We start from the raw sequence: 26,361 nt of genomic DNA on the forward strand, positions 1-26,361 counted from the left end.
TTTGTAGGCCGGGTAAGCGAAGCGCCACCCGGCACTCAAGCGCAGAAGAATTACACCGCGCGGAAGGCGATTTCGCCAGGAATGACTTCCCCCTGCCAGTAAAGCTGCGCCGCAACGCGCCCCGCCAGCTGACGGTACAACTCCGCAAACTCACTGTCCGGGCGGTTGATGACCGTCGGTTTCCCGCTATCCAGATCTTCACGCAGCGTGATGTGCAGCGGCATCTGTCCCAACAGCTGGGTGTGATACTGCGCCGCCAGTTTTTCTGCACCGCCGGTGCCGAAGATAGGCTCGTGATGACCACAGTTGCTGCAGATGTGCATGCTCATGTTCTCGACGATACCGAGCACAGGCACCTCGACTTTCTCAAACATCACGATGCCTTTTTTGGCGTCGATCAGCGCGATATCCTGCGGCGTAGTGACGACAACTGCCCCGGTGACGGGGATGTTCTGCGCCAGCGTCAGCTGGATATCACCGGTACCCGGCGGCATATCCAGCACCAGATAATCCAGATCCGGCCACAGGGTCTCCTGCAGCATCTGCATCAGCGCTTTGCTGGCCATTGGACCACGCCAGACCATCGCATTGTCATCAGTCACCAGATAACCGATGGAATTCGTTGCCAGACCGTGCGCCATGATTGGCGCCATGTGGGTTCCATCTGGCGAGGTTGGACGCTGGTTTTCTGCGCCCAGCATGTTGGGAATTGACGGCCCGTAGATATCCGCATCCAGAATACCAACCTTCGCCCCTTCGGCCGCCAGCGCGAGCGCCAGGTTGACGGCGGTAGACGATTTCCCCACCCCGCCCTTGCCGGAGCTGACGGCGATGATGTTTTTCACACCGTTAACGCCGGGCTGGTTTTTCACCCGCTTGAGGGTGGCGATACTGTGGCTCAGCTTCCAGTCAATCGCTTTTGCACCGGTAATGCGCAGCAGCTCTGAGCTGGTTTGCTCTTTCAGCGCGTCGAAGGCGCTGGTCCAGACGAACGGCATCTGCAGCTCAATATGCAGCGTATCGTCCAGCCATGCGACATGGTGCAACGCTTTCAGCGTAGTGAGATTGTGCTTCAGGGTTGGATGCTGAAAGTTAGCCAGCGTCCCGGCGACCATTGCTCGTAAGGCTTCCGGTGATTTGGCCTGGGATTGCGAACTCATCCCGACTCCTTTGTTCTTGTGAATAAGACCTTAGATGAACAAGTTTACCTGAAAGGCCGTGGTTTGTGCTTACTTAATAATGCCCCTTTTGGTAATATCAAAAACCCTTTTCACAGTTAAAAGAAGTAATGCCTACTATGACTCAAGTCGCGAAAAAAATTCTGGTAACGTGCGCACTGCCGTACGCCAACGGCTCAATCCACCTCGGCCACATGCTGGAGCATATCCAGGCTGATGTCTGGGTCCGTTACCAGCGAATGCGCGGCCACGAGGTTAACTTCATCTGCGCGGACGATGCCCACGGCACGCCGATCATGCTGAAAGCCCAGCAGCTGGGAGTTTCCCCGGAGCAGATGATTGCCGAAATGAGTCAGGAGCATCAGACCGATTTTGCTGGCTTTGACATCAGCTATGACAACTACCACTCCACGCACAGCGAGGAGAACCGAGAGCTGTCAACGCTTATCTACACCCGTCTGAAAGAGAACGGTTTTATTAAAAACCGCACTATCTCTCAGCTGTACGATCCGGAAAAAGGCATGTTCCTGCCGGACCGTTTCGTCAAAGGCACCTGCCCGAAATGTAAATCACCGGATCAGTACGGCGATAACTGCGAAGTGTGCGGCGCTACCTATAGCCCGACAGAGCTGATCGACCCGAAATCGGTGGTCTCCGGCGCCACGCCTGTGATGCGTGACTCCGAGCACTTCTTCTTCGACCTGCCATCCTTTAGCGAAATGCTGCAGGCGTGGACCCGCAGCGGCGCGTTGCAGGAGCAGGTAGCGAACAAAATGCAGGAGTGGTTCGAATCCGGCCTGCAGCAGTGGGATATTTCCCGCGATGCGCCCTACTTTGGTTTCGAAATTCCAAATGCACCGGGCAAATATTTCTACGTCTGGCTGGACGCGCCAATCGGCTACATGGGCTCCTTCAAGAACCTGTGCGACAAGCGTGGCGACACCGTCAGCTTCGAGGAATACTGGAAGAAAGATTCCACCGCCGAGCTGTATCACTTCATCGGCAAAGACATCGTTTACTTCCACAGCCTGTTCTGGCCGGCAATGCTGGAAGGCAGCAACTTCCGCAAGCCAACCAACCTGTTTGTTCACGGCTACGTGACGGTGAACGGCGCGAAGATGTCCAAATCGCGTGGGACGTTTATCAAAGCCAGCACCTGGCTGAACCACTTTGATGCGGACAGCCTGCGTTATTATTACGCGGCGAAGCTCTCTTCCCGCATCGACGATATCGACCTGAACCTGGAAGATTTCGTGCAACGCGTGAACGCGGACATCGTGAACAAGGTGGTGAACCTGGCGTCCCGAAACGCGGGCTTTATCGCCAAGCGTTTTGACGGCGTGCTTTCTGCCGAGCTGGCCGATCCTGAGCTGTATAAAACCTTCACCGATGCCGCCGCTGCGGTTGGCGAAGCCTGGGAAAGCCGTGAATTCGGTAAAGCAATTCGTGAAATCATGGCGCTGGCCGATGTTGCCAACCGCTATGTGGACGAGCAGGCCCCGTGGGTTGTCGCGAAACAGGAAGGCCGCGACGCTGACCTGCAGGCGATCTGCACCATGGGTCTGAACATGTTCCGCGTGCTTATGACCTGGCTGAAGCCTGTACTGCCGCAGCTGGCAGCGCGTGCAGAAGCGTTCCTGAACACCGAACTGAGCTGGGATGCGATTCAGCAACCGCTGCTTGGCCACAAGGTGAATACCTTCAAGGCGCTCTACAATCGCATCGAAATGAAGCAGGTTGAAGCCCTGGTGGAAGCCTCGAAAGAAGAGGTGAAAGCAGCTGCCGCACCGGTGACCGGCCCGCTGGCTGACGATCCGATTCAGGAGACCATCACCTTTGACGATTTCGCTAAAGTTGACCTGCGCGTGGCGCTGATTGAAAACGCGGAATTCGTGGAAGGCTCTGACAAGCTGCTGCGCCTGACGCTGGATCTGGGCGGTGAGAAGCGTAACGTCTTCTCCGGCATCCGTTCTGCCTATCCTGATCCGCAGGTACTGATTGGCCGTCAGACCGTCATGGTCGCGAACCTGGCACCGCGTAAAATGCGCTTCGGCATCTCTGAGGGGATGGTGATGGCCGCAGGCCCTGGCGGGAAAGATATCTTCCTGTTAAGCCCTGACGAAGGCGCGAAGCCGGGTCAGCAGGTGAAATAACAAAAAAGCCGGAGATTATCTCCGGCTTTTTTTGTTCTCCCTCTCGCACAGGGAGAGGGCCGGGATGAGGGCATCAGGCCGCACCCATTCCGCAATCACGCCTTCGTATTATGCACCCGGTGGGTCAGCCCGCGCAGGAAATTACGCAGAAACTGGTCGCCGCACTCGCGGTAATTTTTGTGGCCCGGCGCACGCATCATGGCGGTCACTTCCGGCACGGATACGCGGTATTTTTGCTCCGTCATGATCGCCACAATATCATCCGTTTTCAGCGAGAACGCGATACGCAGCTTTTTCAGCACCGTGTTGTTGTCCACCCGACGCTCCAGCGCCAGTTCAGGTGCAGAATCATCTTTGCCACGCTTATCGTAGATCAGACCGTTCAGGAAGCCTGACAGGATAATGTCAGGGCAGCGAACAAACCCCTCTTCGTCCTCTTTGGTCATCCAGGTGTCAAAACCAGCAGAGGTGGATTCCATGGCAGACAGCGCAAGAATGCGCACCATGTCGTTGTTGTTTGCTTTCAGGGTGTAGCGCAGGCTACGAAGAATATCATTACTAAGCATGAGTGCCTTTAACTGTCGATGATGCAATGGCGCGCAGTGTACCAGTTTTACAGCCCAATCGCCTCTTTCAAACTTTTCAGGTAGCGACGACTGACGGGTACCGTTTGACCGGCCCGCAGTACCAGCTCTGCCTGACCGTTATCTTCCAGACGGATCTCTTTCAGGTGCGCCATGTTAACCAGATACTGCCGATGGCAGCGGACAAGCGGCGTGCGGCTTTCCAGCGTGCGCAGCGTCAGCTCGGTGAAGCCTTCACTGCCCTCGGCGCTGGTGACAAACACCCCGCTCAGGCGGCTGCTGACAAATGCCACATCATCCATTTGCAGCAGGTAAATCCGGCTATGCCCGGTACACGGGATAAACTTCAGCGGCTGCTGGTTTTCCGGCAGCAGCGTGACGTCCTGTACCGTACGCTCCTGGCGTAAACGCGTCAGGGTCTTTTCGAGCCGCTTCTCTTCAATCGGCTTCAGCAGGTAATCGAACGCGTGTTCTTCAAATGCCTTCACGGCATATTCGTCAAACGCCGTCAGAAACACGATATACGGGCGATGCTCCGGATCAAGCATGCCGACCATCTCCAGCCCGCTGATACGGGGCATCTGGATGTCGAGGAATAGCACATCCGGGCGCAGTTTATGCACAGCACCAATGGCTTCAATGGCATTGGCGCACTCTCCCACAATCTCAATGTCACTCTGCTCCTGCAACAGCACGCGCAGGTTTTCCCGTGCCAACGGTTCATCATCGACTATCAGCACTCTTAACATGCGGTCTCCTCCAGCGGCAATCGTAACGTAATACGGGTAAATCGGTCCGGCTCACAGGCCACGGTAATGCCACATCCATCCCCAAAGTGAGCGCGCAGGCGTTTATCCACCAGGCTCATCCCCAGCCCGCCGGAAGCGGACGGGACGTAAAGCCCGGCATTGTCTTCAATATTCAGCACCAGATGATGATTAAAACGGCTGGCAGAAATAGTGATCTCCCCGGTGCCCAGAAGCTGCGATGTCCCGTGTTTAATGGCATTTTCCACAATAGGCTGCAGCGTAAAGGCCGGGAGATGCTGATACGCCAGCTCATCCGGCACGGATAACGACACCTGCAGACGAGACTGGAAGCGCGCCTGCTCAATCTGCAGGTAGGCGTTAACATGTTCAATCTCATCGGCCAGGGTCACAATCTCAGACGGCCGTTTCAGGTTCTTGCGGAAAAACGTCGACAGAAACTGCACCAGCTGCGCGGCCTGATCGCTGTCGCGGCGGATCACCGCTTTCAGGGTGTTGAGGGCATTAAACAGGAAATGCGGGTTCACCTGAGCGTGCAGGAGCTTAATCTCCGACTGCGTTAACAGGGCTTTTTGCCGCTCATATTGCCCCGCCAGGATCTGCGCGGAAAGCAGCTGCGCAATCCCCTCCCCTAACGTCCGGTTGATCGAGCTGAACAAGCGGTTCTTCGCTTCGTAGAGCTTAATGGTTCCCATCACCCGCTGGTTTTCCCCCCGCAGCGGGATAACCAGCGTAGAGCCGAGCTTACACTGCGGATGCAGCGAACAGCGGTAAGGCACTTCGTTACCGTCGGCATAGACTACCTCACCGGTCTCTATCGCACGAAGCGTATACGCGGACGAAATCGGTCTGCCGGGAAGGTGGTGATCGTCGCCGGTACCGGTAAAGGCCAGCAGCTTTTCACGATCGGTAATCGCAACGGCACCAATATCCAGCTCCTGATAGAGCACCTGCGCCACCTTCATGCTGTTTTCTTCGTTAAAGCCCTGACGCAGGATCCCCTCGGTTGAAGCGGCGACTTTCAGTGCCGTGGCAGAGAACGCCGAGGTGTATTTCTCAAACATGGCGCGCTTGTCGAGCAGAATGCGCATAAACAGCGCCGCGCCCACGGTGTTGGTGACCATCATCGGGGCGGCAATACTGTTCACCAGATGCAGTGCGTCCTCAAAAGGTCGGGCGATAAGCAGAATGATCGCCATTTGCGCCATTTCGGCCACAAAGGTGATCGCGCCAGCGGTAAGCGGGCTGAAGACTTTATCCGGGCGGCCTCGTTTGATCATGTAGCTGTGCACCAGGCCACCAAGCAGCCCTTCCACGATGGTCGAGATCATGCAGCTCAGCGCCGTCATCCCGCCCATGGAATAGCGGTGCAGCCCACCGGTTAAACCGACAAGGCCACCCACAACGGGGCCGCCGAGCAGCCCGCCCATCACCGCGCCGATGGCGCGCGTATTGGCAATCGAGTCTTCAATATGGAGGCCAAAATAGGTCCCCATGATGCAGAAAATGGAGAAGGTCACATAACAGAGGAGCTTGTGCGGCAGGCGGACGGTGACTTGCATCAGCGGGATAAACAGACGCGTCTTACTCATCAACCAGGCGATGACAAGAAACACGCACATCTGCTGAAGCAACAGCAGCACCAGATTAAACTCGTACATACTCAGGAACCGCACCTTCTGAAAACGCGTAACATACACTGAAGGCGCCGAAGTTTCTTTGAAGCAGTCCAAAAAAGCGGTAAATCGTGTCCGTCATCACATCTTTTGCCGAACATAACGGTTGCTTCGCATTATTTGTACAAAAAAAAGGCAATTCTTCCTGGTTCGACAAACTGGGTCTACAGTTAAGCTGGGGACGCGTTAGCCAGGGGGCGAATATGGCGCTTTACACGATCGGTGAAGTGGCACTCCTTTGTGATATCAATCCCGTCACGCTACGGGCTTGGCAGCGACGGTATGGTTTACTCAAACCGCAGCGCACGGACGGTGGTCACCGCCTTTTCAATGATGCCGACATCGATCGGATCCGCGAGATCAAAAGCTGGATAGATAACGGTGTGCAGGTGAGCAAGGTAAAGTCGCTGCTCTGCCATGACGATCCCGATACCCAACACCGCTGGCGCGAACAGCAGGAAACCCTGCTCCGGCTTCTGCAGGCGGGCAACGTTCAACGTCTGCGCGCGTGGATCAAAGAGCAAGGCCGCGATTATCCGGCGCAAACCTTAATCAACCATCTTTTCATCCCGCTTCGTCGACGGCTGCAATGCCAGCACTCTACCCTGCAGGCGCTGCTGAGTATGCTCGACGGGGTGCTGATCAATTATATCGCCGTCTGTCTGGCCTCGGCGCGAAACAAGGGCGGAAAAGACGCGCTGGTTGTTGGCTGGAACGTGCACGATACCACGCGGCTGTGGCTCGAAGCCTGGATCGCCACCCAGCAGGGCTGGCGCGTGGAGGTGCTGGCGCATTCGCTGGCTCAGCTACGGCCCGAATTCTTCGACGGCCAGACTCTGCTGGTCTGGTGCGGGGAAGTGCCCACCGCCTCGCAGCAACAGCGGCTGACGGAATGGCGGGAGCACGGTTATCCGGTTTACGCCCTGGGCCCCGATGAAACGTAACGGCATTTAATGGTTCATTAACAGCTGCGCTTCACCGTATAATTGTTCCGTTAACAACAGGAGCAGATGATGAAGGCAACCAAACTGGCCGTAATTACCCTTTTTGTACTGATGGCCGTAAGCGGCATCGGCGGCGTGATGCTGGCCGGGTACTCATTTATTGTTCGTGGCGGTGTCGGCTGAGAAGCCGGGCCAGTCGTTCAAAGAGGCGATCGATAACGATGGCCGCCAGCGCCACCAGTACCGCACCCTGAACGATATAGGCCGTATTGAACCCGCTTAAGCCGATAATGATCGGCGTTCCCAGAGTATTGGCCCCCACCGTAGACGCGATGGTCGCCGTGCCGATGTTAATAATCACCGACGTACGGATCCCCGCGATAATCACCGGTGCCGCAAGCGGCAGCTCAACCTTGCACAGCCGCTGACCGCTGCTCATGCCCATCCCTTCGGCCACGCTCAGTACCGATGCCGGTACCGACGCAATGCCCGCCAGCGTCCCCTGAAGAACAGGCAACACGCCGTAAAGGATCAGCGCAATGATAGCCGGTTGCTGACCAAACCCGATCACCGGCACCGCAATCGCCAGTACCGCCACCGGCGGAAATGTCTGTCCGATAGCCGCAATCGTCTCTACCAGCGGGCGAAACTCTCTCCCCCAGGGCCGGGTGACCACAATCCCCGCCCCCACGCCCAGCACCACGGCAATCGCGCTGGAGAGCGCCACCAGCCACAGGTGCGCCAGGGCGAGATTGATAAAGCTTTCCTGCTGATAGACGGGGCGCGGCAGGCCGGGAAAAAGCGAGCTGAACAGCGCCGCACTGTGCGGCATTAGAAACAGTAAGGCAACAAAAAGCCCCGTCAGCCAGAGGAGCGGATCACGCATGACCTTCACGCGTCACCTCCCCGGCCAGCAGATCGCGAAAATGCAGGGTGCCGCACGGTGCCCCAGCGGCATCCGTAACCGGCAGTACCTCGCACTGGCGCGCCACAAACGCGGAGAGCGCGTCCCGCAGGCTCATCTGTTCCTGTAACGGTTCACCGCCCATCGCCACATCCTGCCGACGCATATAATCGCTGACGGTTCGCAGGGAGAGCAGTCTGACGCCCAGTTCGCTGCGCCCAAAAAACTCGCGCACAAAATCGTTCTGCGGATGGGTCAGCAGTTCAAGCGGCGTACCTTGCTGGATCACTTCCCCGTGGTCCATCAACACCAGATGATCGGCAAGCCGCAGCGCCTCATCAATATCGTGGGTCACGAGGACGATCGTCCGGCCAAGGATGCGGTGAATGCGGGTCATCTCGGTCTGCAGTGCCCCGCGCGTAACGGGATCGAGCGCGCCAAAAGGCTCATCCATCAGCAATACCTGCGGGTTCGCCGCCAGCGCGCGCGCCACTCCCACACGCTGCTGTTGTCCACCTGAAAGCTGATGCGGATAGCGGCCACGCAGCCCAGGCTCTAACCCCAGCAGCGACATAAGCTCGTCCACCCTCTCGTCACTCTTTGCCCGCGACCATTTTTCCAGCTGCAGCACGGTGGCAATGTTCTGCGCGACCGTCCAGTGGGGAAACAGGCCGATGGACTGGATGGCGTAGCCCATGCGACGACGCAGCTCCAGCACCGGCAGACTGCGGATCTCTTCCCCGGCAAAACGTATTACACCGCTGTCGTGCTCCACCAGGCGGTTGATCATCTTCAGCGTGGTGGACTTCCCCGACCCCGAGGTGCCAATCAGTACCGAAAACGCCCCCTCGGCAAAATTCAGGTTCAGGTGACTTGCTGCCGGACGACCGGCAAATGTTTTACTGACATCGTGAAATTCAATCATTGGCTCTTCTCCCGAGCAACGCGAGCCATAAGGCAAACAGCGCATCGATGACGACCGCCAGTGCAATCGTGGGCACCACGCCCAGTAACACCAGATCCAGCGCGCTGCTCAGCAGCCCCTGGAACACCAGCGCGCCAAAACCGCCTGCGCCAATCAGCGCGGCGATAACCGCCATCCCGACGGTCTGGACCGCCACCACCCGCAGGCTGCGCAGCAGCAGGGGCAAGGCGAGCGGCAGCTGGATCTGCCAGAAGCACTGTCGCCGGCTCATCCCCATCGCGTGGGCGCTCTCCAGTACATCCGGCGCGACCTGGCTTAAGCCCGCCACCACGCCGCGGACCAGCGGCAGCAGCGCGTACAGCACCAGGGCAATAAGCGCGGGGGTTAATCCGGTTCCGGCGATACCGACCGAGGCTAACGCCGGAAATGACTTCACCAGCCCCGCCAGCGGCGCAATCAGCAGGCCAAACAGGGCCACGGAAGGGATGGTCTGGATCACGTTGAGCACGGCAAAAACCCCGCCCTGGCGGGAGGGATGACGATAACACCACATGCCCAGCGGTACCCCCAGCAGTAACGCCGGGAACAGCGTGCCGAAGAGGATCGTCAGGTGTTGCGCCAGCGCATCATCAAACACCTCCTGACGGTTGGCGTACTCTTTTAACAGCGAGAGATTATTCAGCTCACCGCTGAACAGCAGCAGCAACGGAATACACCAGATCTGGGCATTGAGCCCCCAGCGCCAGGCAGACGACGGGATCAGGCGGCGGATCGCATCGCTGCAGGCCAGCAGACACAGCGCCAGCCACAGCCACAGGCCACTGCCCACGGTGGTTCGCGCCAGTGGACTTTCCGCCGAGGTCATGTGCGTGGCGGCAAGCCCGGCACTCCAGAACAAGGTGATGAAGAGGCCTTCACTGAGGAGTAGCGTCAGCCACTGTGCAACCCGCCCACGGCTGAGCGAGAGCACAACCAGTGCACCCAGCGCCACAACCAGCAGCAGCGGCGTAAACGGCCAGACCTGCCAGAGCGCGCGCCCTTCCCCCGACATCAGGCGGTTTGGCGCCACATTGACAAACGGTAGCGCGACCGCCGCAATGGCCACACAGGCCAACAGCAGCAGTACGCGGTTATGACATTTTATTGGCACAGCCCTGTCCTGTTACTTCACAAGCCCTTGTTGTTTCAGGAAATCGGCGGCCACTTTTTTGGCATCCAGTCCCTCTACGGCAATGCTCGCATTGAGCTGTTGCAGCGTTTTTGCATCCAGTTTTTCAAAGACCGGTTTGAGCCAGTCGGCGATATCCGGGTAGGCTTTCAGCACCGCCTCACGCACCACCGGCGTGGGGGCATAAATAGGCTGAACGCCTTTTGGATCGGTTAAGGTCTGCAGACCAAGCGCCGCGACCGGGCCGTCCGTACCGTAGGCCATCGCCGCATTGACACCGGAGGTCTGCTGCGCCGCCGCCTTGATGGTCACCGCGGTGTCACCGCCCGCGAGCGAGAGCAGCTGTGCCTGGTCGAGCTTGAAGTCGTAGGCTTTTTCGAAAGCAGGCAGCGCGTCCGGACGCTCGATAAACTCCGCCGAGGCCGCAAGTTTGAAGTCGCCCTTCTCTTTCAGATAGCGGCTGAGATCCGCAAGTGACGTCAGTTTGCCTTTCTCCGCCACGTCTTTACGCACCGCGATGGTCCAGGTGTTGTTGGCCGGAGCCGGAGTCAGCCAGACCAGCTTGTTCTGTTCTGCATCGAGTTTTTTGACTTTTTCATACCCGGCTTTGGCGTTTTTCCATGCCGGATCGTTTTCATCTTTGAAGAAAAATGCCCCGTTGCCGGTGTATTCCGGGTAGATATCCAGCTCGCCGGAGGTGATGGCCCCGCGTACCACGGGGGTGGTACCCAGCTGAACTTTATTCACGGTTTTCACGCCGTGGCTTTCCAGCACCTGCAAAATAATATTCCCGAGCAGCGCACCTTCAGTGTCGATCTTTGAGCCCACTTTTACCGGTTCTGCCGCCTGTAACGGCAGGCTTAGCGCCGCGAATAACGCCGCAGAAACTACCATCCCCGTTTTAATCGTCATTCCACTATCCTCATTTTTTGCTGCCTTTTTCAGAGGCTTGAGAGAAAAGCGTAGCTTAAAACGGCGGATTTACCCGGCAAAATGCCTTTTTAGCATAAGGTAAGACACATCCCCCGGTGAACGGGGGATGCAAAGGAGGGAAAGGTTACAGCAGCTCGAACTCGCCTTTATTCACGCGGGCGGAATCCACCCCAATGTAGACATTGAACTTGCCCGGTTCCGCATCGTATTTCATCTGCTGGTTCCAGAACTTCAGGGCATCCACGTCGATCGGGAAGCTGATGGTTTTGGTTTCACCAGGTTTCAGGTTGACCTTCTCAAAGCCGCGCAGCTGTTTCACCGGACGGCTCATGGAGGCGGTCACATCCTGAACATACATCTGGATCACCGTCGCACCTTCACGTTTACCGGTGTTCGTCACGTCAACGCTGGCAGTCACTTTACCGTCACGCTTCAGGCTCGGGGCCGACATTTTCACGTCAGAGACCTTAAAGGTGGTGTAGCTCAAACCGTAACCAAACGGATACAGCGGGCCGTTCGCTTCATCGAAGTAACGGGAGGTGTACTTGTTTGGCTTATCGGCGTTATACGGACGGCCGGTATTCAGGTGGCTGTAGTACACCGGGATCTGCCCGACAGAGCGCGGGAAGGACATCGGCAGTTTGCCCGACGGGTTGTAATCGCCAAACAGCACGTCGGCGATGGCGTTGCCCCCTTCCGTACCGGCGAACCAGGTTTCCAGAATAGCGTCAGCCTGCTGATCTTCTTTCACCAGCGCCAGTGGACGACCGTTCATCAGCACCAGCACCAGCGGCTTGCCGGTGGCTTTCAGGGCGGCGATCAGATCGCGCTGGCTTTGCGGGATCGTGATGTCCGTTCGGCTGGAGGCTTCGTGTGCCATCCCCTGTGCTTCACCCACCACGGCAACCACCACGTCAGACTGTTTCGCGGCGTTTACCGCTTCGTCAATCATCTCTTTCGGCGAGCGCGGATCCAACTTCACCGCCTCTTCATACTGATTGAGGAAGGTCACGATATCTTTATCATCAGTGACGTTCGCCCCTTTGGCGTACACCACCTTAGCGTTTTCACCGACCGCATTTTTAATACCGGTGAGCACGGTCACGGACTGATCGGCCACGCCCGCAGCAGACCAGCTACCCATCACGTCGCGCTTGCTGTCGGCCAGCGGGCCGACCACCGCAATGGTGCCGGATTTTTTCAGCGGCAGCGTGTCGAGGCGGTTTTTCAGCAGCACCAGGCTTTCACGGGCCACTTCACGGGCCTCTTTACGGTGCAGACGGCTTTCGGCATTGGTGTCCGCCGGGTCTGACTCTTTCGGACCCAGGTGGCTGTACGGATCGTTAAACAGCCCCATGTCATATTTCACGTTCAGCACGTGACGCGTGGCATCGTCCAGCTCCGCCATTGTCACCTTGCCGCTCTTCACCAGCCCCGGCAGGTATTTGCTGTAATATTCGTCGCTCATGCTCATGTTGATGCCGGATTTGAGCGCCACGCGCACCGCATCTTCCGGGTCGGAGGCCGTACCGTGTTTGATGAGCTCTTTAATGGCGCCATGGTCAGAGACGGTGATGCCCTTGAAGCCCCACTGGTCGCGCAGCACGTCTTTCAGCAGCCAGGAGTCAGAGGTGGCAGGCGTGCCGTTGAGCGAGTTCAGGGCGACCATCACCGCGCCGCTACCGGCATCCAGGCCTGCTTTGTACGGCGGCATGTAATCGTTAAACAGGCGCTGCGGGCTCATGTCGACGGTGTTGTACTCTTTACCGCCTTCCACGGCACCATAGGCGGCGAAGTGCTTGACGCTGGTCATGACCGAATAACGATCCGCCGGGCTTTTACCCTGCATCGCTTCCACCATGGTTTTCCCCATCGTGGCGGTCAAATAAGTATCTTCACCAAAGCCCTCTGACGCGCGGCCCCAGCGCGGATCGCGGGAGACGTCAACCATCGGGGCCCAGGTCATGTTCAGGCCGTCGTCTGCGGCTTCATATGCCGAGACGCGCCCGACGGTTTTCACCGCGTCGAGGTTAAAGGAGGAGGCCAGACCGAGGCTGATAGGGAAAACGGTACGCTGTCCGTGTACCACGTCATAGGCGAAGAACAGCGGAATTTTCAGGCGGCTAAGTTCCATCACCTGATCCTGCATTTTGCGGATATCCTGACGGGTCACGGTGTTAAAAATCGCCCCTACCTGGCTCTCTTTAATCATCTCGCGGATCGCCTCTTTCGGGTTATCCGGGCCGACGCTGATAAGACGCAGCTGGCCGATCTTCTCATCGACCGTCATTTTCTTGAGCAATTCCGTGACAAACGCGTCCCGTGCTTCAGGCGTAAGCGGGTGATTGCCAAACAGTTCATCTGCCAGCGCAGGTTGCAGTGCCAGGCTGACGGCGACACCTACAGAACATAGCCATTTCATGTCGTTTTACTCTCTCATCAATTTCCGCCGGAAGATCTCGGCCAGGGCGTGCGAAAAGCGCAGTGTGCCACAAACCCTCAGAACGTTGCAGGGTTATTCTCTGATTTTTCTCGCAAATACGCGCCCTCTAAACAGCTAATCGCGCTATGCTTTACAGCGAGAAATTTGCCCCACCACAAGGAGTGGAAGATGTCTTCTGTTCGAACTGCCGATAACACGACTTTTATTAACGAACTGTCGCGCCTGGTTGGTCACTCTCACCTGCTCACCGACCCGGCCAAAACTGCCCGCTACCGTAAGGGCTTTCGTTCCGGACAGGGCGATGCGCTGGCGGTGGTTTTTCCCGGCACGCTGCTGGAGCTGTGGCGCGTCCTGAGCGCCTGCGTCGCCGCGGACAAGATTATTTTAATGCAGGCGGCTAATACCGGCCTGACCGAAGGTTCGACGCCGAACGGCAACGATTACGATCGCGACATCGTGATTATCAGCACCCTGCGCCTCGACAAACTTCACCTGCTCGATAAAGGCGAGCAGGTACTGGCCTTCCCTGGCACCACCCTCTACTCGCTGGAAAAAGCGCTTAAGCCGCTTGGGCGAGAACCGCATTCGGTGATTGGTTCATCCTGCATCGGCGCCTCCGTCATTGGTGGGATTTGTAATAATTCCGGCGGTTCGCTGGTGCAGCGCGGCCCGGCTTATACCGAAATGTCGCTCTATGCCCGTATTGATGAAAACGGCAAGCTGACGCTGGTGAACCATCTGGGAATCGATCTGGGCGTCACGCCGGAGCAGATCCTGAGTAAGCTCGACGACGATCGCGTGAAAGATGAAGACGTACAGCACGATGGCCGTCATGCCCACGATCACGATTACATCACCCGCGTACGTGATATCAACGCGGATACACCAGCGCGTTACAACGCCGATCCGGATCGCCTGTTTGAATCCTCCGGCTGCGCGGGCAAACTGGCCGTTTTCGCGGTCCGGCTCGACACCTTCCCGGCCGAGAAAAAACAGCAGGTGTTTTACATCGGCACCAATCAGCCTGACGTGCTGACCGAAATCCGTCGTCATATTCTGGGCGAATTCACGCATCTGCCGGTGGCGGGCGAGTATATGCATCGGGATATTTACGACATCGCCGAACGCTACGGCAAAGATACTTTCCTGATGATCGACAAGCTCGGCACCGACAAAATGCCGTTCTTCTTCACCATGAAGGGCCGCACTGATGCAATGCTGGAGAAAGTGCCGCTGTTTAAACCCCACTTCACCGACCGCTTTATGCAGAAGCTGGGTAACGTTTTCCCGGCCCACCTGCCGGAGCGAATGAAAACCTGGCGCGACAAGTATGAACATCACCTGCTGCTGAAAATGGCCGGGGACGGGATCGCCGAAGCACAAAACTGGCTGAGCGAATTCTTCAAAACCGCCGAGGGAGATTTCTTCGCCTGTACACCTGAGGAGGGGAGCAAAGCGTTCCTGCACCGTTTTGCCGCTGCGGGGGCCGCCATCCGTTATCAGGCCGTACATTCAGAAGAAGTAGAGGATATTCTGGCGCTGGATATTGCGCTGCGACGCAACGATACCGAGTGGTTTGAACACCTGCCGCCGGAAATCGACAGCAAGCTGGTGCATAAGCTCTACTACGGCCACTTTATGTGCTACGTCTTCCACCAGGACTACATCGTTAAAAAAGGGGTCGACGCGCACGCGTTGAAAGAGGAGATGCTCGCCCTTCTGCGCGAACGAGGCGCACAATATCCTGCGGAACACAACGTTGGGCATCTTTACAAAGCCCCTGAGACACTTAAGCAGTTTTATCGCGAGAATGACCCTACAAACAGTATGAATCCCGGCATTGGTAAAACAACGCGGAATAAATACTGGAAAGAGAGCGGTAACGCAGAGCAGGCCATTACGCAAGCATCTGATTAATTCATACAGCCATATTTAAGAGATTGTTAAGCACAGCTCAATCGTACTAGAGTACCTGCACTCGCCGGAGAAACGTTTCTCCGGCATTCTTTGACGAGGAGCAGGCACATCATGTCGGCTGTTGATATTTTATCCGTAACCGAAGTGGAAGTGCGCGATGCCCTTCCCGACGATGTGCATGCCATTTCGGCTATTTATGCATGGCATGTACTTCACGGACGTGCGTCGTTTGAGGAAATCCCCCCCACCGTTGATGAAATGCGTAAGCGGTTGAAAAACGTGACCGATAACGGTTTGCCCTGGCTGGTGGCGCTGTATCGCGGCATTGTGGTGGGCTATTGCTATGCCACGCCATACCGTCCACGACACGCGTATCGCTTCACGCTGGAAGAGTCAATCTACGTGGATGCCAGCACCACCGGACGCGGTTTTGGCAGTGCACTAATGGACGCGCTGATTGAACGCTGCGAACAAGGTCCCTGGCGTCAGATGATTGCCGTTGTGGGGGATGGCCATAATAACGCCGGGTCATTGCGGCTGCATAAAAAGCACGGTTTTGAAGTGGTCGGTCAGCTGCGCAGCGTGGGCTACAAAAAAGGCGACTGGCGGGATACGGTGATTATGCAGCGCCCGCTCAACGACGGAGACTGGACCCTGCCGGAATAGGCCCAGTGCGGTCTGGTGCCCTCACCCCCGCCCTCTTCCACCGGGAGAGGGAGAAAACATAAAAAACGGTAACACAGTTACCGTTTTGCTTTTACCTAATCGTTCTGCGCCGTCGCCATCTGCTCGGCTTTCTGCTTTTTATACGTCAATGCTGCGGCCGGAACAGGCTGCACTTTCCCGGTTTCAATCCAGGTGCGCAGTCGGCTGGCATCGGCGAAGTGAGTATATTTGCCGAAGGCATCCATCACCACCAGCGCCACCGGTTTACCGTTGAACACGGTACGCATCACCAGACAGTGACCCGCCGCGTTAGTAAAGCCGGTTTTCGTTAACTGAATATTCCAGTTCTCGCGGTACACCAGGTGGTTCGTATTGCGAAACGGCAGCGTATAGGCCGGGTTCGCAAAGGTCGCCATCTCTTCACGGGTGGTACTGAGCTGCCCAATTAGCGGGTACTGTTTGCTGGCAATCAGCAGTTTGGTCAGATCGCGCGCCGTAGAGACGTTGTGAATCGACAGACCTGTCGGCTCAACAAAACGGGTGTTATTCATTCCCAGCGCTTTGGCTTTGGCATTCATCGCTCGAATGAAGGCGTCGTAGCCGCCCGGATAATGGTGGGCGAGGCTCGCCGCGGCGCGGTTTTCTGACGACATCAGCGCCAGCAACAGCATGTTTTTACGGCTGATTTCACTGTTCAGGCGCACGCGGGAGTAAACCCCTTTCATCTCCGGCGTGTGGCTGATATCCACTTTCAGTTTTTCATCCAGCGGCAGATGTGCATCCAGCACTACCATCGCGGTCATTAATTTGGTTATCGAGGCGATCGGGCGCACCAGATCCGGATGGCTGGCGTAGATCACCTTATTGGTGTTGAGATCAACAATCATCGCGCTGCCGGAAGCGATTTGCGGTTGAGCAGCAGCGGTGGTCACCGCGGGCGTTTTGGCGAGAGCTGGCACGCCAGCGGACGCCCCCAGCAACAGTGCCAGGCTAAGTAAAGAAACTCGGAATTTCAGCATGGTGAGACTTCTGATAATTATTCACGCACGTTATGACGTACACCGCCTGCGTCGACGGAGAAACACAGGCTGGCTTCGGCATCATAGCGGTCACCGTGCATTGTCGCCAGCGGATAATCGTGAACAGATGCTGCATTGCTGGCATTTACGCCAGCAATGCAATTAACTCAGAAGAGACGGTAACCATAACCCCAAAGAATCACCGTCAGCGCCAGTAACGCCTCCAGTACCAGCACGCCGATGGCGAGCGTAGAGCTGGAAAAGCTCAGGCCTTCTTCTTTATTGATATTCAGGAAGGTAGGTACGCCCAGATACAGCAGATAGCCGGTGTAAAAGAGCGCAATGGTCCCGATCAGCGCGCACAGCCAGACCAGGGGATAGAGCGCAACAATACCGCTTAAGAACAGCGGGGTTGCGACGTATCCGGCAAAGACCATACAGTGTGCCAGGGAAGGACGCTGCGGATAGTTACGTGCCATCCAGTGAATGACGCGTCCCATAACCGCCACCCCTGCGAGCATCAGGCCATAAAAGAGAATGGCAAGATAAAGCCCGGTAAACCAGGAAAGCTGTACTACGGTGCCATCACCAAAGTTCCAGCCGATTTGTGTTGTACCAATAAACGCGCATATCACCGGCACCGCCGCCATCAGCAGCACGTGGTGCGTGTAATGATGCGAGACCGTTTCGTTCTCACTTTTGATGACATGCATTTCACGATCGGGATGGGAAAAAAGTCCCCAGACATGGTTCATAGCGCCCCCTTGTTGTCGGCCCGTCATCGATACCTTAAGTATAATGCAGGGTTTAGATTATTTTATGTACAGTGGGAAATTTCCGTTGATTGCCCCGCGGTTGTCACAAGGGGTATATGATTAACCGAGGCACGCTGAAGGAGATGATATTTACGTAATGGATATCAACGGAGTTATTGAACAATACGGATACGCTGCGCTGGTTGTCGGAAGCGTGGCAGAAGGTGAAACCATCACCCTGTTAGGCGGCGTCGCCGCGCATCAGGGATTACTTAAATTCCCGCTGGTTGTCGCCGCGGTTGCGCTGGGCGGGATGATTGGCGATCAGCTGCTCTACTTTCTGGGGCTGCGTTTTGGGCCGACGCTGCTTAAGCGTTTCGCTAAGCACAAGAAGAAAATTAACCGCGCGCAGCGGCTGATCCAGCGCCACCCTTACCTGTTTGTGATTGGCACCCGCTTTATGTACGGCTTTCGGATTATCGGGCCGATATTGATTGGCGCCAGCCGCCTGCCGCCGAAAATTTTCCTGCCGCTGAACGTGATTGGCGCGTGCGCCTGGGCGCTGATCTTTACCACGCTCGGTTACGTGGGTGGAGAAGTGATTGGCCCGTGGCTACATAACCTTGACCAGCATCTGAAGCACTGGGCGTGGCTGATTCTGGTGGTTATGGCGGTGATTGGGGTCAGGCTATGGATGCGGCACAGAGAGAAGAAGCAGGATGAGGAGTGAGTGCGGTCTGTTGCCCTCACCCTAACCCTCTCCCACTGGGAGAGGGAACTTAACACACCCTCTCCCACGGGGTGAGGGGAACCTACTCCGCCGGCTTAAACTGCGGATTCGCCAGCATAAACCCGCCATCGACGATAAACGACTGCCCTGTGGTGTAGCTGGCGTCGCTGTCGCATAACCACGCCACCAGACTGGCGATCTCTTTGGTATATCCCGGTCTTGCGAGCGGGATCGCTGGCATCGACCCTTCCTTCACTTCACTCTCGTCCATATCATTCATCGGTGTGGCAATCGCCCCCGGCGCAACGGCATTCACCAGAATGTTGTGCTGCACCAGTTCCAGCGCCATCGATTTGGTTAATCCTCCCAGCGCATGTTTTGCGGCGGTATAGGCGCTGGCTTCCGGCAGCGGCGTATGTTCGTGCACCGAGGTGATATTGACGATTCGCCCTCCTTCCCCCTGCTCCACCATTTTACGTGCGGCAATCTGTGAACAGAGAAACGCACCGTCCACGTCGACGGTGAAAATGTTTCGCCACTCGTCAAACGGCATATCCAGGAAGGGCGCTTTGGTCATCGCACCCGCATTGTTAACCAGCACGTCCAGGCGACCAAAACGGGCAATTAACGTTTCTATCGCCTGCGCGCCCTGTGGGAGGGTGCTTAGATCAAGGTGGATAGCTTCAGCCCGCCGTCCCTGCGCCTCCACTTCGCGGCAGGTATCCCGGGCCCCTTGTTCATCAGAGTGCCAGGTGACGCCAATATCAAACCCACGTTCAGCCAGCATCAGGGCCGTGGTTTTACCAATCCCGGAATCCGATGCGGTAACAATCGCTACTTTGGTCATACTCACCTCCTGAAGAACGGCAAAGAGGTAAGTATAGATAATGACCCTGATTAGCCATGATGATAACCACCACCCAGCGCGGAGGTGAGCTGTAGCGTGGCGTCGATATACTCGCCCTGCAGCATCAATCCGGCGAGATGTTCCTTCAGCGCTGGAATTCTGGCTTCACTGACGCGCGAGCCGGCAATAATTCCGGCGCTAAAACGTGCCTGCGCCAGCGCCACCACGCGCGCTGCATCTTTTTCTACCTGCTGCTGATGCTGATTTTTCGCCGTCAGCATTTCCACTTCGCTGGCCGTGCGCGCCACCTGGTTCACGGCATCCACCACCGCCTTGTTGTAATTCGCCACCGACAGATTGTTCTGCGCCTGGGCAATATCCAGCTGCGCGTTCAGCCTGCCGCTGTCAAAAATGGGCAGAGTCAGCCCGGCGGTCACACCCATTTGCTGAGCTGAAGAACGGAACAGATCGCTCAGGTGCAGGGCATCCTGTTGTAAAAACGCCATCAGATTCACATCAGGATAAAACGCCGCTCTGGCAGCATCGACCTCGCTCATTGACGCTTCGATATACCAGTGCGCCGCCTGCAGATCCGGCCGTCGGGCCAGCAGTTCATACCCCAGCGTCGACGGTAACGACGCTTCAACCGTCGGTAAGGCATGCCGTGTGAGCGCCAGGGCGGGGGTATTAGTCAACGCGTTCAGACGCGCCTCGATGGCTTTCATTTTGCCGTGAACCTCTGCGATCTGCTCTTCGGTTTTGCTGGCACTGATGTCGGTTTCGACACCTGCCACAGAGGAGGTGATCCCGTGCTGATACAGCTCGCGATCGGCACCGATGATATTGTCCTGTTGGGATTTGATTTGCGTGAGGACCTCCTCCACGGCGGCCTGAGTTTGCCAGTCCCAGTAGAGCCGCGCCACGCTGCTGGCAAGCAGTTGGCGGGTCTGCTCAAGCTCCGCTTTTTGCGCATTCACCTTGCCTATCCTGGCCTCCAACCGGGCGCGATTTTTGCCCCACAAATCCAGATCCCAGCCCGCAGTCAGACCAAAGGTACCGTTGGTATACCAGGGGCCGGTGGTGCCCGCAGCCGGGTCAGTTATGGCAAAGGGCCCCATCAGCCCTTCAGCGGACATTTTCTGACGTTCGGCATCGGCCGAAAAATCAATTTGCGGGCCGTCGGCCGCCAGGGCTGCTTTGGCCTGGGCTTCGGCAAGGGTAATACGCTGACGGGCAATCTGCATATCGGGCGCATCGCTTAATGCTTTGGCAATTAGCTTATCAAGCTGCGGATCGTTATACGCTTTCCACCATGCATTTTTCGGCCAGTCCTGATGAGGCAGCACCGTATTAACCGACGCCGTGAGTGACTGGGTATTAAGGGGAGTTACCGTGGCATGTTGCGGCGCACAGCCGGCCAGAATAACGGCAAAGGGAGCACTCAGAGATAAAATAAGAAAACGTTTCATTACGCCATTCACGCCAAAAAATAAAGGCGCAAAGTACGCCTGATGCCTCTCTTTTTTTTAGTAATGCGTGGCAATGCGCAAATTGTCATACATTTTTGTAATTAGAAAATTATACATGCCGAGAATAAGTCAAATTAACAAATTCATCTTAATTATAAATTGCCTGCTACACTTACTGTTGACATACATACGCAGGAGAAGGGAATGAAAATATTATTGTGGGTCATTTTAATTATATTTCTGATAGGACTGCTGGTGGTAACGGGTGTGTTCAAGATGATTTTCTGATTCCTTTGCCCGGCACCGCGCCGGGCAAAGGTCAACCAGCCCATGCGTCTGGTCCAGCGCTTCACAGCGATAATTGCGGTCACACGCTTATTATTTTGCCTGGATCACCCGCGCAATATCCGCAGAAGTCTGTAATGTCCGAATCTCCTGAAATAACCCCAGCGCTTCATCGTACTCTTTGCGTAAATAGCTGAGCCACTGTTTGATACGCGCCACGTGATATAGCCCGGTGTCGCCCTGCTTTTCCAGACGGCTATATTTTTGCAGCAGCGTCACAACATCAGCCCACGGCATACGCGGCTCGTTATATTTAATCACCCGGCTGAGGTTAGGCACATTCAATGCCCCGCGGCCGATCATCACCGCCTCGCAGCCGGTGGCCTTGAGACAGGCCTGCGCGCTCTGGTAATCCCAGATTTCACCGTTGGCGATCACCGGAATGCTGAGGCGTTTGCGGATCTCACCAATTGCCTGCCAGTTAATGCGCTCGGCTTTGTAGCCATCTTCTTTGGTGCGGCCATGCACCACCAGTTCAGTAGCCCCGGCCTGCTGCACCGCATCGGCAATTTCAAACTGCCGCGCGTCGCTGTCCCAGCCCAGGCGCACTTTCACCGTCACCGGCAAATGGGCAGGCACGGCTTCACGCATCGCTTTCGCGCCACGGTAAATCAGCTCAGGATCTTTCAGCAGCGTCGCCCCGCCGCCGCTGCCGTTCACCAGCTTCGACGGGCAGCCACAGTTGAGATCGACCCCGTAAGAGCCGAGCTCGACGGCGCGGGCGGCGTTCTCGGCCAGCCATTCAGGATACTGGCCCAGTAGTTGAATACGCACCAGCGTGCCGGAGGTAGTCCGGCTCTGGCGGTGCAGCTCCGGGCAGAGTCTGTAAAACGATTTTACCGGCAACAACATATCGACCACGCGCAAAAACTCCGTCACGCAGAGATCGTAATCGTTCACCTCGGTCAGAAGTTCGCGCACGAGGGAGTCGAGCACGCCTTCCATTGGGGCCAGTAAAACACGCATAGCAGTACCTGTGAAAAAAGACGCGCTATAGTATCCGCTCTCTATATCGCTGGGAAGCGCTTCTGTTCAGGGAGAAAGTCAGCCGGCGTTGCCCCGACAATAGTACGAAACGCCGCCGCAAATGCCGCCGGGCCGGAAAACCCCAGCATCCATGCCACCTGCTTAACCGGGTATCCGTTTGCGAGCAGGTCCAGCGAGGCACAAATCCTTGCGCGCTGTCGCCAGGCACGGAAGCTAAAGCCAGTGTCTTTAATAAACGCGCGTGAAAATGTGCGTTCAGACATCGCGGCCCGCTCCGCCAGCCTTTCCAGCGAAAGATCCCAGAGATTGTTGGCAATGATGTCACAGGCAACGCGATGTAACCGCTCATCCACGGGCATCGGCAATTCGGCCGAAATCTGCTGTGTCTCACTGAGGATGTCGAGCAGCAAAACGGCCATGCTGCGCTGGCTTGTCGGCCGATATTCCGCACTGAACAGCCCGGCGATCAGCTCTTTGAACAACGCTGTCGCCATAATGACGTGAACCTCTTCTTTACGCTTAAAAGGCTCGCATTGCGATATTAGCTCGGGGCTAAACCAGACCGCACGGAGCTCCGTTGTGGATAACACGCTATAAGTGTGTTCCTGAAATGGAGGGATCCATAGCGCGCGCTGTGGCGGTATTACCCAGCGTTTGCTGCCGGTTTCGACCAGCATGACCCCTTTGATGGCAAACAAAAGTTGCCCCTGCGAATGCTGGTGAGGCGGATCCACTTCGCCACGCGCATAACGAATTGCCCCTCTTGACCATCCGATAGCATCGTCGTGAATTGGCGTTTTATCGATAACGGTTGGCATTTCACATTCCTCACTTCCTCTTATGATGCTGCTTGTACACGTAACCAGAGAGAGACGCAATGCACATCCATTTTATTATTCATGAACATTTCGAAGCGCCAGGCGCTTATGAAATCTGGGGAAAAAGTCGCGGCTGTAGTCTGAGCTACAGCAGAGTTCATCAGGGCGATCCTTTACCCGAGGATCTGCAGAGCACAGACTTGCTTATAATCATGGGAGGTCCACAGTCACCTGCCACCACGCTTAAGGAATGCCCATGGTTTGATGCGCAGGCGGAAATAGCACTCATTGGCCGCGCCATAAAGGCGGGTATAACGGTAATTGGCGTTTGTCTGGGCTCGCAGCTTATCGGCGAAGCGCTGGGCGCAGCGTTTTGCCATAGTCCGGAAAAAGAGATCGGCAAATTTCCCATCAGGCTCACAGATGCAGGCAAGGCGCACCCGCTGTTTGTGGGTTTTGGCAACGAGTTGAAGGTCGGTCACTGGCATAACGACATGCCAGGGTTGACGCCACAGGCTAAGGTTCTCGCTTACAGCGAGGGCTGTCCCCGCCAGATCGTACAATACGGCGAACGGGTTTACGGTTTTCAGTGTCATATGGAACTTACGCCAGAGGTTGTTGAGTCACTGATTGAGCATTCGCAGAACGATCTCCAATGTGCAGGTGAGTTGCGTTTTGTCGAAACGGCGGAAAAACTCCGCTCGCATGATTATCGCGAAATGAACCAGGTGCTGTTTTCTTTTCTCGATAAACTTACCGCCCGGCGTGATACCTGACTCCGGAGCATTTCTCTGGCTCGTTACTTCGCCAGCACTATCCCTTTCCTCTAAAATGTAGCCTGTTCCATTGCGGTGATACCAGACGTTCTGTTCTGGAATGTCTGGTATGCACAAAATTCATGATGTGATCCATGGCACACTTTCGGGTTTAATTGTATGATGAATTCGTTTCAGCAAGGATTGTAACCATGAGAAAATCATTGAACATTATCTGGCAATATCTGCGCGCATTCGTCCTGATTTACGCCTGCCTGTACGCCGGGATTTTCATCGCTTCCCTGCTTCCTATCACCATTCCCGGCAGCATTATCGGCATGCTGATCCTCTTTGTTCTGCTGGCGTTGCAAATTCTGCCCGCTAAGTGGGTCAACCCCGGCTGCTTCGTTCTTATTCGCTATATGGCGCTGCTGTTCGTGCCGATTGGCGTCGGGGTCATGCAGTACTTCGATCTGCTTAAAGCCCAGTTCGGCCCGATTGTCGTCTCCTGCGCGGTCAGTACGCTGGTGGTTTTCCTTGTGGTGAGCTGGAGTTCGCATCTGGTACATGGCGAACGTAAAGTGGTTGGACAGAAAGGAACAAAACAATGATGGCCAATATCTGGTGGTCGCTGCCATTAACCCTGGCGGTGTTCTTCGCGGCACGCAAACTTGCCGCCCGGTTCAAGATGCCGCTGCTTAACCCGTTGCTGGTGGCGATGGTGGTGATTATCCCGTTTCTGCTGCTTACCGGTATTCCTTACGAACGCTACTTTGCCGGGAGCAAAATTTTAAACGACCTGCTGCAACCCGCCGTGGTCGCACTCGCGTTTCCTTTATATGAACAGCTGCACCAGATCCGCGCCCGCTGGAAATCCATTATTACCATCTGTTTTGTGGGGAGCCTGGTGGCGATGATCACCGGTACTTCAGTCGCACTGCTGATGGGGGCCTCTGCGCAAATTGCCGCCTCTATTCTGCCGAAATCGGTGACCACGCCTATCGCCATGGCCGTGGGCGGCAGCCTCGGCGGCATTCCTGCCATCAGCGCCATGTGCGTGATCTTTGTCGGCATACTGGGCGCCGTGTTTGGCCATACCCTGCTCAATGTCATGCGCATTCATACCAAAGCCGCACGCGGTCTGGCGATGGGCACCGCGTCGCACGCGCTGGGCACCGCCCGCTGTGCGGAGCTGGATTATCAGGAGGGGGCGTTCAGCTCGCTGGCACTGGTGATCTGCGGAATCATGACCTCGCTGATGGCGCCGTTCATTTTCCCCGTGATTCTGGCGGTGATGGGCTAAAATTTGCGATGCGTCGCGCAAATTTCATTTTGTTTTCATAAGTTGCATACATAATGAGATATGGATCACATATAAAGCCCCAGCGGCTCCGTACACTACCGATCCATTAACCTTTATGAGGCAAACGCCATGCATCCACGTTTTCAAGCGGCTTTCGCCCGGCTTGCAGAGAATTTGCAATCAGCTCTGGCCCCGATTCTGGCGGATGAGCATTTCCCCGCCCTGCTCACCGCTGAGCAGATCACCACGCTGAAACAGGCCACGGATCTTGACGAAGACGCGCTGGCTTTCGCATTGCTGCCGCTGGCTGCCGCCTGTGCACGTGCCGATCTTTCCCACTTTAACGTTGGCGCCATTGCGCGCGGCGTCAGCGGAACCTGGTACTTCGGCGGAAACATGGAGTTCCTGGGCGCAACCATGCAGCAGACTGTTCATGCGGAACAGAGCGCCATCAGCCACGCCTGGCTGCGCGGCGAAAAGGCCCTGAGCGCCATTACCGTGAACTACACCCCGTGCGGGCACTGCCGTCAGTTTATGAATGAACTGAACAGCGGGCTGCAGCTGCGCATCAATCTGCCGGGTCGCGCGCCGCATACGCTGGGCGACTACCTGCCTGACGCCTTTGGTCCGAAAGATCTTGAAATCAAAACCCTGCTGATGGACGAGCAGGATCACGGTTTCGCGCTGACCGGTGATGACCTGACCCAGGCGGCCATTCGCGCTGCCAACAAGAGCCATACGCCGTACAGCAAATCCCCGAGCGGCGTGGCACTGCAATGCCGCGATGGGCGTATTTTTAGTGGCAGCTATGCCGAAAACGCCGCGTTTAACCCAACGCTGCCACCGCTGCAGGGCGCACTGAACCTGCTGAGCCTGAACGGCTATGACTACCCGGATATTCAGCGCGCCATTCTGGCAGAAATTGCCGATGCACCGCTGATTCAATGGGATGCCACCGCCGCCACCCTGAAAGCGCTGGGCTGCACGTCAATCGAGCGTGTATTGCTGGCGTGATCCTTCTGGCGGGCAGACATGCCCGCCCGTTTTGCTGAAAAAGCCTTCAGTTGATGCGCTG

General features: G+C 56.4%; 26 protein-coding genes. 11 read left to right on the forward strand and 15 right to left on the reverse strand.

Features of this window, described 5'->3' with window-relative positions:
- Nucleotides 1–50: 50 nt before the first annotated feature.
- Entirely contained in the window at nucleotides 51–1,160 is a 1,110-nt protein-coding gene (apbC, locus tag AX755_RS19620) for an iron-sulfur cluster carrier protein ApbC (protein ID WP_013097927.1), read from the reverse strand.
- 137 nt (nucleotides 1,161–1,297) lie between these two features.
- Between apbC and metG the strand changes: the two genes are divergently transcribed.
- Nucleotides 1,298–3,331 carry a methionine--tRNA ligase gene (gene metG, locus AX755_RS19625; protein WP_038420180.1) on the forward strand — a complete coding sequence of 678 codons (2,034 nt, stop codon included), beginning with the start codon at nucleotides 1,298–1,300 and terminating at the stop codon, nucleotides 3,329–3,331.
- A gap of 95 nt (nucleotides 3,332–3,426) precedes the next feature.
- Here metG and AX755_RS19630 read toward each other — a convergent pair whose 3' ends face one another.
- Genes AX755_RS19630 through AX755_RS19640 form a run of 3 tightly spaced genes read right to left on the reverse strand, consistent with a single transcriptional unit; the run spans nucleotide 3,427 to nucleotide 6,343 of the window.
- Nucleotides 3,427–3,897, reverse strand: coding sequence for a DUF1456 family protein (locus AX755_RS19630; protein ID WP_020690148.1), 471 nt, complete (start codon nucleotides 3,895–3,897; stop codon nucleotides 3,427–3,429).
- A gap of 47 nt (nucleotides 3,898–3,944) precedes the next feature.
- On the reverse strand, nucleotides 3,945–4,664 hold the full coding sequence (gene btsR / locus AX755_RS19635) for a two-component system response regulator BtsR (protein WP_057071273.1): 720 nt from the start codon (nucleotides 4,662–4,664) through the stop codon (nucleotides 3,945–3,947).
- Entirely contained in the window at nucleotides 4,658–6,343 is a 1,686-nt protein-coding gene (locus tag AX755_RS19640) for a sensor histidine kinase (RefSeq protein WP_013097931.1), read from the reverse strand. Before AX755_RS19640 ends, btsR begins: the two co-directional genes overlap by 7 nt.
- Nucleotides 6,344–6,561: 218 nt before the next feature.
- Here AX755_RS19640 and mlrA point away from each other — a divergent pair, with 218 nt between their 5' ends.
- Both mlrA and AX755_RS24910 read left to right on the forward strand, forming a co-directional pair.
- The gene (gene mlrA / locus AX755_RS19645; protein ID WP_029881769.1) at nucleotides 6,562–7,302 is read left to right on the forward strand and encodes an HTH-type transcriptional regulator MlrA; all 741 of its coding nucleotides are present in this window, start codon (nucleotides 6,562–6,564) and stop codon (nucleotides 7,300–7,302) included.
- 69 nt (nucleotides 7,303–7,371) lie between these two features.
- Nucleotides 7,372–7,485, forward strand: a complete 114-nt coding sequence (locus AX755_RS24910) for a protein YohO (RefSeq protein ID WP_010433613.1) — start codon at nucleotides 7,372–7,374, stop codon at nucleotides 7,483–7,485.
- Here AX755_RS24910 and AX755_RS19650 read toward each other — a convergent pair.
- From AX755_RS19650 to bglX, 5 genes are all read right to left on the reverse strand, one after another.
- The gene (locus AX755_RS19650; protein ID WP_029881768.1) at nucleotides 7,460–8,197 is read right to left on the reverse strand and encodes an ABC transporter permease; all 738 of its coding nucleotides are present in this window, start codon (nucleotides 8,195–8,197) and stop codon (nucleotides 7,460–7,462) included. The genes AX755_RS24910 and AX755_RS19650 overlap by 26 nt on opposite strands.
- Nucleotides 8,181–9,131, reverse strand: a complete 951-nt coding sequence (locus tag AX755_RS19655; RefSeq protein WP_020690144.1) for an ABC transporter ATP-binding protein — start codon at nucleotides 9,129–9,131, stop codon at nucleotides 8,181–8,183. The genes AX755_RS19650 and AX755_RS19655 overlap by 17 nt, the downstream gene beginning before the upstream one ends.
- Nucleotides 9,124–10,281 (reverse strand): ABC transporter permease, encoded by a 1,158-nt coding sequence (locus AX755_RS19660; protein WP_062857286.1) that lies wholly within the window; start codon nucleotides 10,279–10,281, stop codon nucleotides 9,124–9,126. The genes AX755_RS19655 and AX755_RS19660 overlap by 8 nt, the downstream gene beginning before the upstream one ends.
- A gap of 12 nt (nucleotides 10,282–10,293) precedes the next feature.
- Nucleotides 10,294–11,211 carry a glycine betaine ABC transporter substrate-binding protein OsmF gene (osmF, locus tag AX755_RS19665; protein WP_013097936.1) on the reverse strand — a complete coding sequence of 306 codons (918 nt, stop codon included), beginning with the start codon at nucleotides 11,209–11,211 and terminating at the stop codon, nucleotides 10,294–10,296.
- A 145-nt stretch (nucleotides 11,212–11,356) separates the two neighbouring features.
- The gene (bglX, locus tag AX755_RS19670; RefSeq protein ID WP_062857287.1) at nucleotides 11,357–13,654 is read right to left on the reverse strand and encodes a beta-glucosidase BglX; all 2,298 of its coding nucleotides are present in this window, start codon (nucleotides 13,652–13,654) and stop codon (nucleotides 11,357–11,359) included.
- A gap of 189 nt (nucleotides 13,655–13,843) precedes the next feature.
- On the opposite strand from bglX, the gene dld reads away from it, so the two are divergent.
- Entirely contained in the window at nucleotides 13,844–15,592 is a 1,749-nt protein-coding gene (gene dld, locus AX755_RS19675; RefSeq protein ID WP_040022463.1) for a D-lactate dehydrogenase, read from the forward strand.
- Between the two features lie 111 nt (nucleotides 15,593–15,703).
- The gene (locus AX755_RS19680; RefSeq protein WP_020690140.1) at nucleotides 15,704–16,258 is read left to right on the forward strand and encodes a GNAT family N-acetyltransferase; all 555 of its coding nucleotides are present in this window, start codon (nucleotides 15,704–15,706) and stop codon (nucleotides 16,256–16,258) included.
- A gap of 95 nt (nucleotides 16,259–16,353) precedes the next feature.
- Here AX755_RS19680 and pbpG read toward each other — a convergent pair whose 3' ends face one another.
- Nucleotides 16,354–17,277 carry a D-alanyl-D-alanine endopeptidase gene (gene pbpG, locus AX755_RS19685; RefSeq protein ID WP_013097940.1) on the reverse strand — a complete coding sequence of 308 codons (924 nt, stop codon included), beginning with the start codon at nucleotides 17,275–17,277 and terminating at the stop codon, nucleotides 16,354–16,356.
- Nucleotides 17,278–17,444: 167 nt separating this feature from the next.
- Nucleotides 17,445–18,032 carry a Yip1 family protein gene (locus AX755_RS19690; RefSeq protein ID WP_013097942.1) on the reverse strand — a complete coding sequence of 196 codons (588 nt, stop codon included), beginning with the start codon at nucleotides 18,030–18,032 and terminating at the stop codon, nucleotides 17,445–17,447.
- 157 nt (nucleotides 18,033–18,189) lie between these two features.
- Here AX755_RS19690 and AX755_RS19695 point away from each other — a divergent pair, with 157 nt between their 5' ends.
- On the forward strand, nucleotides 18,190–18,762 hold the full coding sequence (locus AX755_RS19695; RefSeq protein ID WP_040022448.1) for a DedA family protein: 573 nt from the start codon (nucleotides 18,190–18,192) through the stop codon (nucleotides 18,760–18,762).
- 82 nt (nucleotides 18,763–18,844) lie between these two features.
- On the opposite strand, the gene AX755_RS19700 is transcribed toward AX755_RS19695, so the two are convergent.
- Together AX755_RS19700 and mdtQ are read right to left on the reverse strand one after the other, a co-directional pair.
- Nucleotides 18,845–19,609: an SDR family oxidoreductase gene (locus AX755_RS19700; protein ID WP_072207501.1), complete on the reverse strand. Its 765-nt coding sequence runs from the start codon at nucleotides 19,607–19,609 to the stop codon at nucleotides 18,845–18,847.
- 50 nt (nucleotides 19,610–19,659) lie between these two features.
- On the reverse strand, nucleotides 19,660–21,078 hold the full coding sequence (mdtQ, locus tag AX755_RS19705; protein WP_062857288.1) for a multidrug resistance outer membrane protein MdtQ: 1,419 nt from the start codon (nucleotides 21,076–21,078) through the stop codon (nucleotides 19,660–19,662).
- 204 nt (nucleotides 21,079–21,282) lie between these two features.
- Here mdtQ and yohP point away from each other — a divergent pair, with 204 nt between their 5' ends.
- Entirely contained in the window at nucleotides 21,283–21,366 is an 84-nt protein-coding gene (gene yohP / locus AX755_RS26135; protein ID WP_015572324.1) for a small membrane protein YohP, read from the forward strand.
- A gap of 90 nt (nucleotides 21,367–21,456) precedes the next feature.
- Here yohP and dusC read toward each other — a convergent pair whose 3' ends face one another.
- The gene (dusC, locus tag AX755_RS19710) at nucleotides 21,457–22,389 is read right to left on the reverse strand and encodes a tRNA dihydrouridine(16) synthase DusC (protein ID WP_013097946.1); all 933 of its coding nucleotides are present in this window, start codon (nucleotides 22,387–22,389) and stop codon (nucleotides 21,457–21,459) included.
- 41 nt (nucleotides 22,390–22,430) lie between these two features.
- Entirely contained in the window at nucleotides 22,431–23,228 is a 798-nt protein-coding gene (locus AX755_RS19715; RefSeq protein ID WP_062857289.1) for an AraC family transcriptional regulator, read from the reverse strand.
- A gap of 59 nt (nucleotides 23,229–23,287) precedes the next feature.
- On the opposite strand from AX755_RS19715, the gene AX755_RS19720 reads away from it, so the two are divergent.
- The 4 genes from AX755_RS19720 to cdd all read left to right on the forward strand — a co-directional run bounded on the left by AX755_RS19720 (nucleotide 23,288) and on the right by cdd (nucleotide 26,300).
- Nucleotides 23,288–24,004: a type 1 glutamine amidotransferase gene (locus AX755_RS19720; protein ID WP_062857290.1), complete on the forward strand. Its 717-nt coding sequence runs from the start codon at nucleotides 23,288–23,290 to the stop codon at nucleotides 24,002–24,004.
- 191 nt (nucleotides 24,005–24,195) lie between these two features.
- Nucleotides 24,196–24,594 (forward strand): CidA/LrgA family protein, encoded by a 399-nt coding sequence (locus AX755_RS19725; protein WP_023619766.1) that lies wholly within the window; start codon nucleotides 24,196–24,198, stop codon nucleotides 24,592–24,594.
- The gene (locus AX755_RS19730) at nucleotides 24,591–25,286 is read left to right on the forward strand and encodes a CidB/LrgB family autolysis modulator (RefSeq protein WP_013097948.1); all 696 of its coding nucleotides are present in this window, start codon (nucleotides 24,591–24,593) and stop codon (nucleotides 25,284–25,286) included. Before AX755_RS19725 ends, AX755_RS19730 begins: the two co-directional genes overlap by 4 nt.
- A 129-nt stretch (nucleotides 25,287–25,415) precedes the next feature.
- Nucleotides 25,416–26,300, forward strand: a complete 885-nt coding sequence (cdd, locus tag AX755_RS19735) for a cytidine deaminase (protein WP_029883070.1) — start codon at nucleotides 25,416–25,418, stop codon at nucleotides 26,298–26,300.
- The last annotated feature ends 61 nt before the right edge of the window (nucleotides 26,301–26,361 follow it).

It is taken from the genome of Enterobacter sp. SENG-6 (genome assembly GCF_001605945.1).
Taxonomy (GTDB): Bacteria; Pseudomonadota; Gammaproteobacteria; order Enterobacterales; family Enterobacteriaceae; genus Enterobacter; species Enterobacter cloacae.

Coding starts and splice junctions, on each gene's coding strand:
- apbC (WP_013097927.1), bottom strand. CDS start 1,160: ATGAGTTCGCAATCCCAGGCCAAATCACCGGAAGCCTTACGAGCAATG.
- metG (WP_038420180.1), top strand. CDS start 1,298: ATGACTCAAGTCGCGAAAAAAATTCTGGTAACGTGCGCACTGCCGTAC.
- AX755_RS19630 (WP_020690148.1), bottom strand. CDS start 3,897: ATGCTTAGTAATGATATTCTTCGTAGCCTGCGCTACACCCTGAAAGCA.
- btsR (WP_057071273.1), bottom strand. CDS start 4,664: ATGTTAAGAGTGCTGATAGTCGATGATGAACCGTTGGCACGGGAAAAC.
- AX755_RS19640 (WP_013097931.1), bottom strand. CDS start 6,343: ATGTACGAGTTTAATCTGGTGCTGCTGTTGCTTCAGCAGATGTGCGTG.
- mlrA (WP_029881769.1), top strand. CDS start 6,562: ATGGCGCTTTACACGATCGGTGAAGTGGCACTCCTTTGTGATATCAAT.
- AX755_RS24910 (WP_010433613.1), top strand. CDS start 7,372: ATGAAGGCAACCAAACTGGCCGTAATTACCCTTTTTGTACTGATGGCC.
- AX755_RS19655 (WP_020690144.1), bottom strand. CDS start 9,131: ATGATTGAATTTCACGATGTCAGTAAAACATTTGCCGGTCGTCCGGCA.
- osmF (WP_013097936.1), bottom strand. CDS start 11,211: ATGACGATTAAAACGGGGATGGTAGTTTCTGCGGCGTTATTCGCGGCG.
- bglX (WP_062857287.1), bottom strand. CDS start 13,654: ATGAAATGGCTATGTTCTGTAGGTGTCGCCGTCAGCCTGGCACTGCAA.
- dld (WP_040022463.1), top strand. CDS start 13,844: ATGTCTTCTGTTCGAACTGCCGATAACACGACTTTTATTAACGAACTG.
- AX755_RS19680 (WP_020690140.1), top strand. CDS start 15,704: ATGTCGGCTGTTGATATTTTATCCGTAACCGAAGTGGAAGTGCGCGAT.
- pbpG (WP_013097940.1), bottom strand. CDS start 17,277: ATGCTGAAATTCCGAGTTTCTTTACTTAGCCTGGCACTGTTGCTGGGG.
- AX755_RS19690 (WP_013097942.1), bottom strand. CDS start 18,032: ATGAACCATGTCTGGGGACTTTTTTCCCATCCCGATCGTGAAATGCAT.
- AX755_RS19695 (WP_040022448.1), top strand. CDS start 18,190: ATGGATATCAACGGAGTTATTGAACAATACGGATACGCTGCGCTGGTT.
- AX755_RS19700 (WP_072207501.1), bottom strand. CDS start 19,609: ATGACCAAAGTAGCGATTGTTACCGCATCGGATTCCGGGATTGGTAAA.
- mdtQ (WP_062857288.1), bottom strand. CDS start 21,078: ATGAAACGTTTTCTTATTTTATCTCTGAGTGCTCCCTTTGCCGTTATT.
- yohP (WP_015572324.1), top strand. CDS start 21,283: ATGAAAATATTATTGTGGGTCATTTTAATTATATTTCTGATAGGACTG.
- dusC (WP_013097946.1), bottom strand. CDS start 22,389: ATGCGTGTTTTACTGGCCCCAATGGAAGGCGTGCTCGACTCCCTCGTG.
- AX755_RS19715 (WP_062857289.1), bottom strand. CDS start 23,228: ATGCCAACCGTTATCGATAAAACGCCAATTCACGACGATGCTATCGGA.
- AX755_RS19720 (WP_062857290.1), top strand. CDS start 23,288: ATGCACATCCATTTTATTATTCATGAACATTTCGAAGCGCCAGGCGCT.
- AX755_RS19725 (WP_023619766.1), top strand. CDS start 24,196: ATGAGAAAATCATTGAACATTATCTGGCAATATCTGCGCGCATTCGTC.
- AX755_RS19730 (WP_013097948.1), top strand. CDS start 24,591: ATGATGGCCAATATCTGGTGGTCGCTGCCATTAACCCTGGCGGTGTTC.
- cdd (WP_029883070.1), top strand. CDS start 25,416: ATGCATCCACGTTTTCAAGCGGCTTTCGCCCGGCTTGCAGAGAATTTG.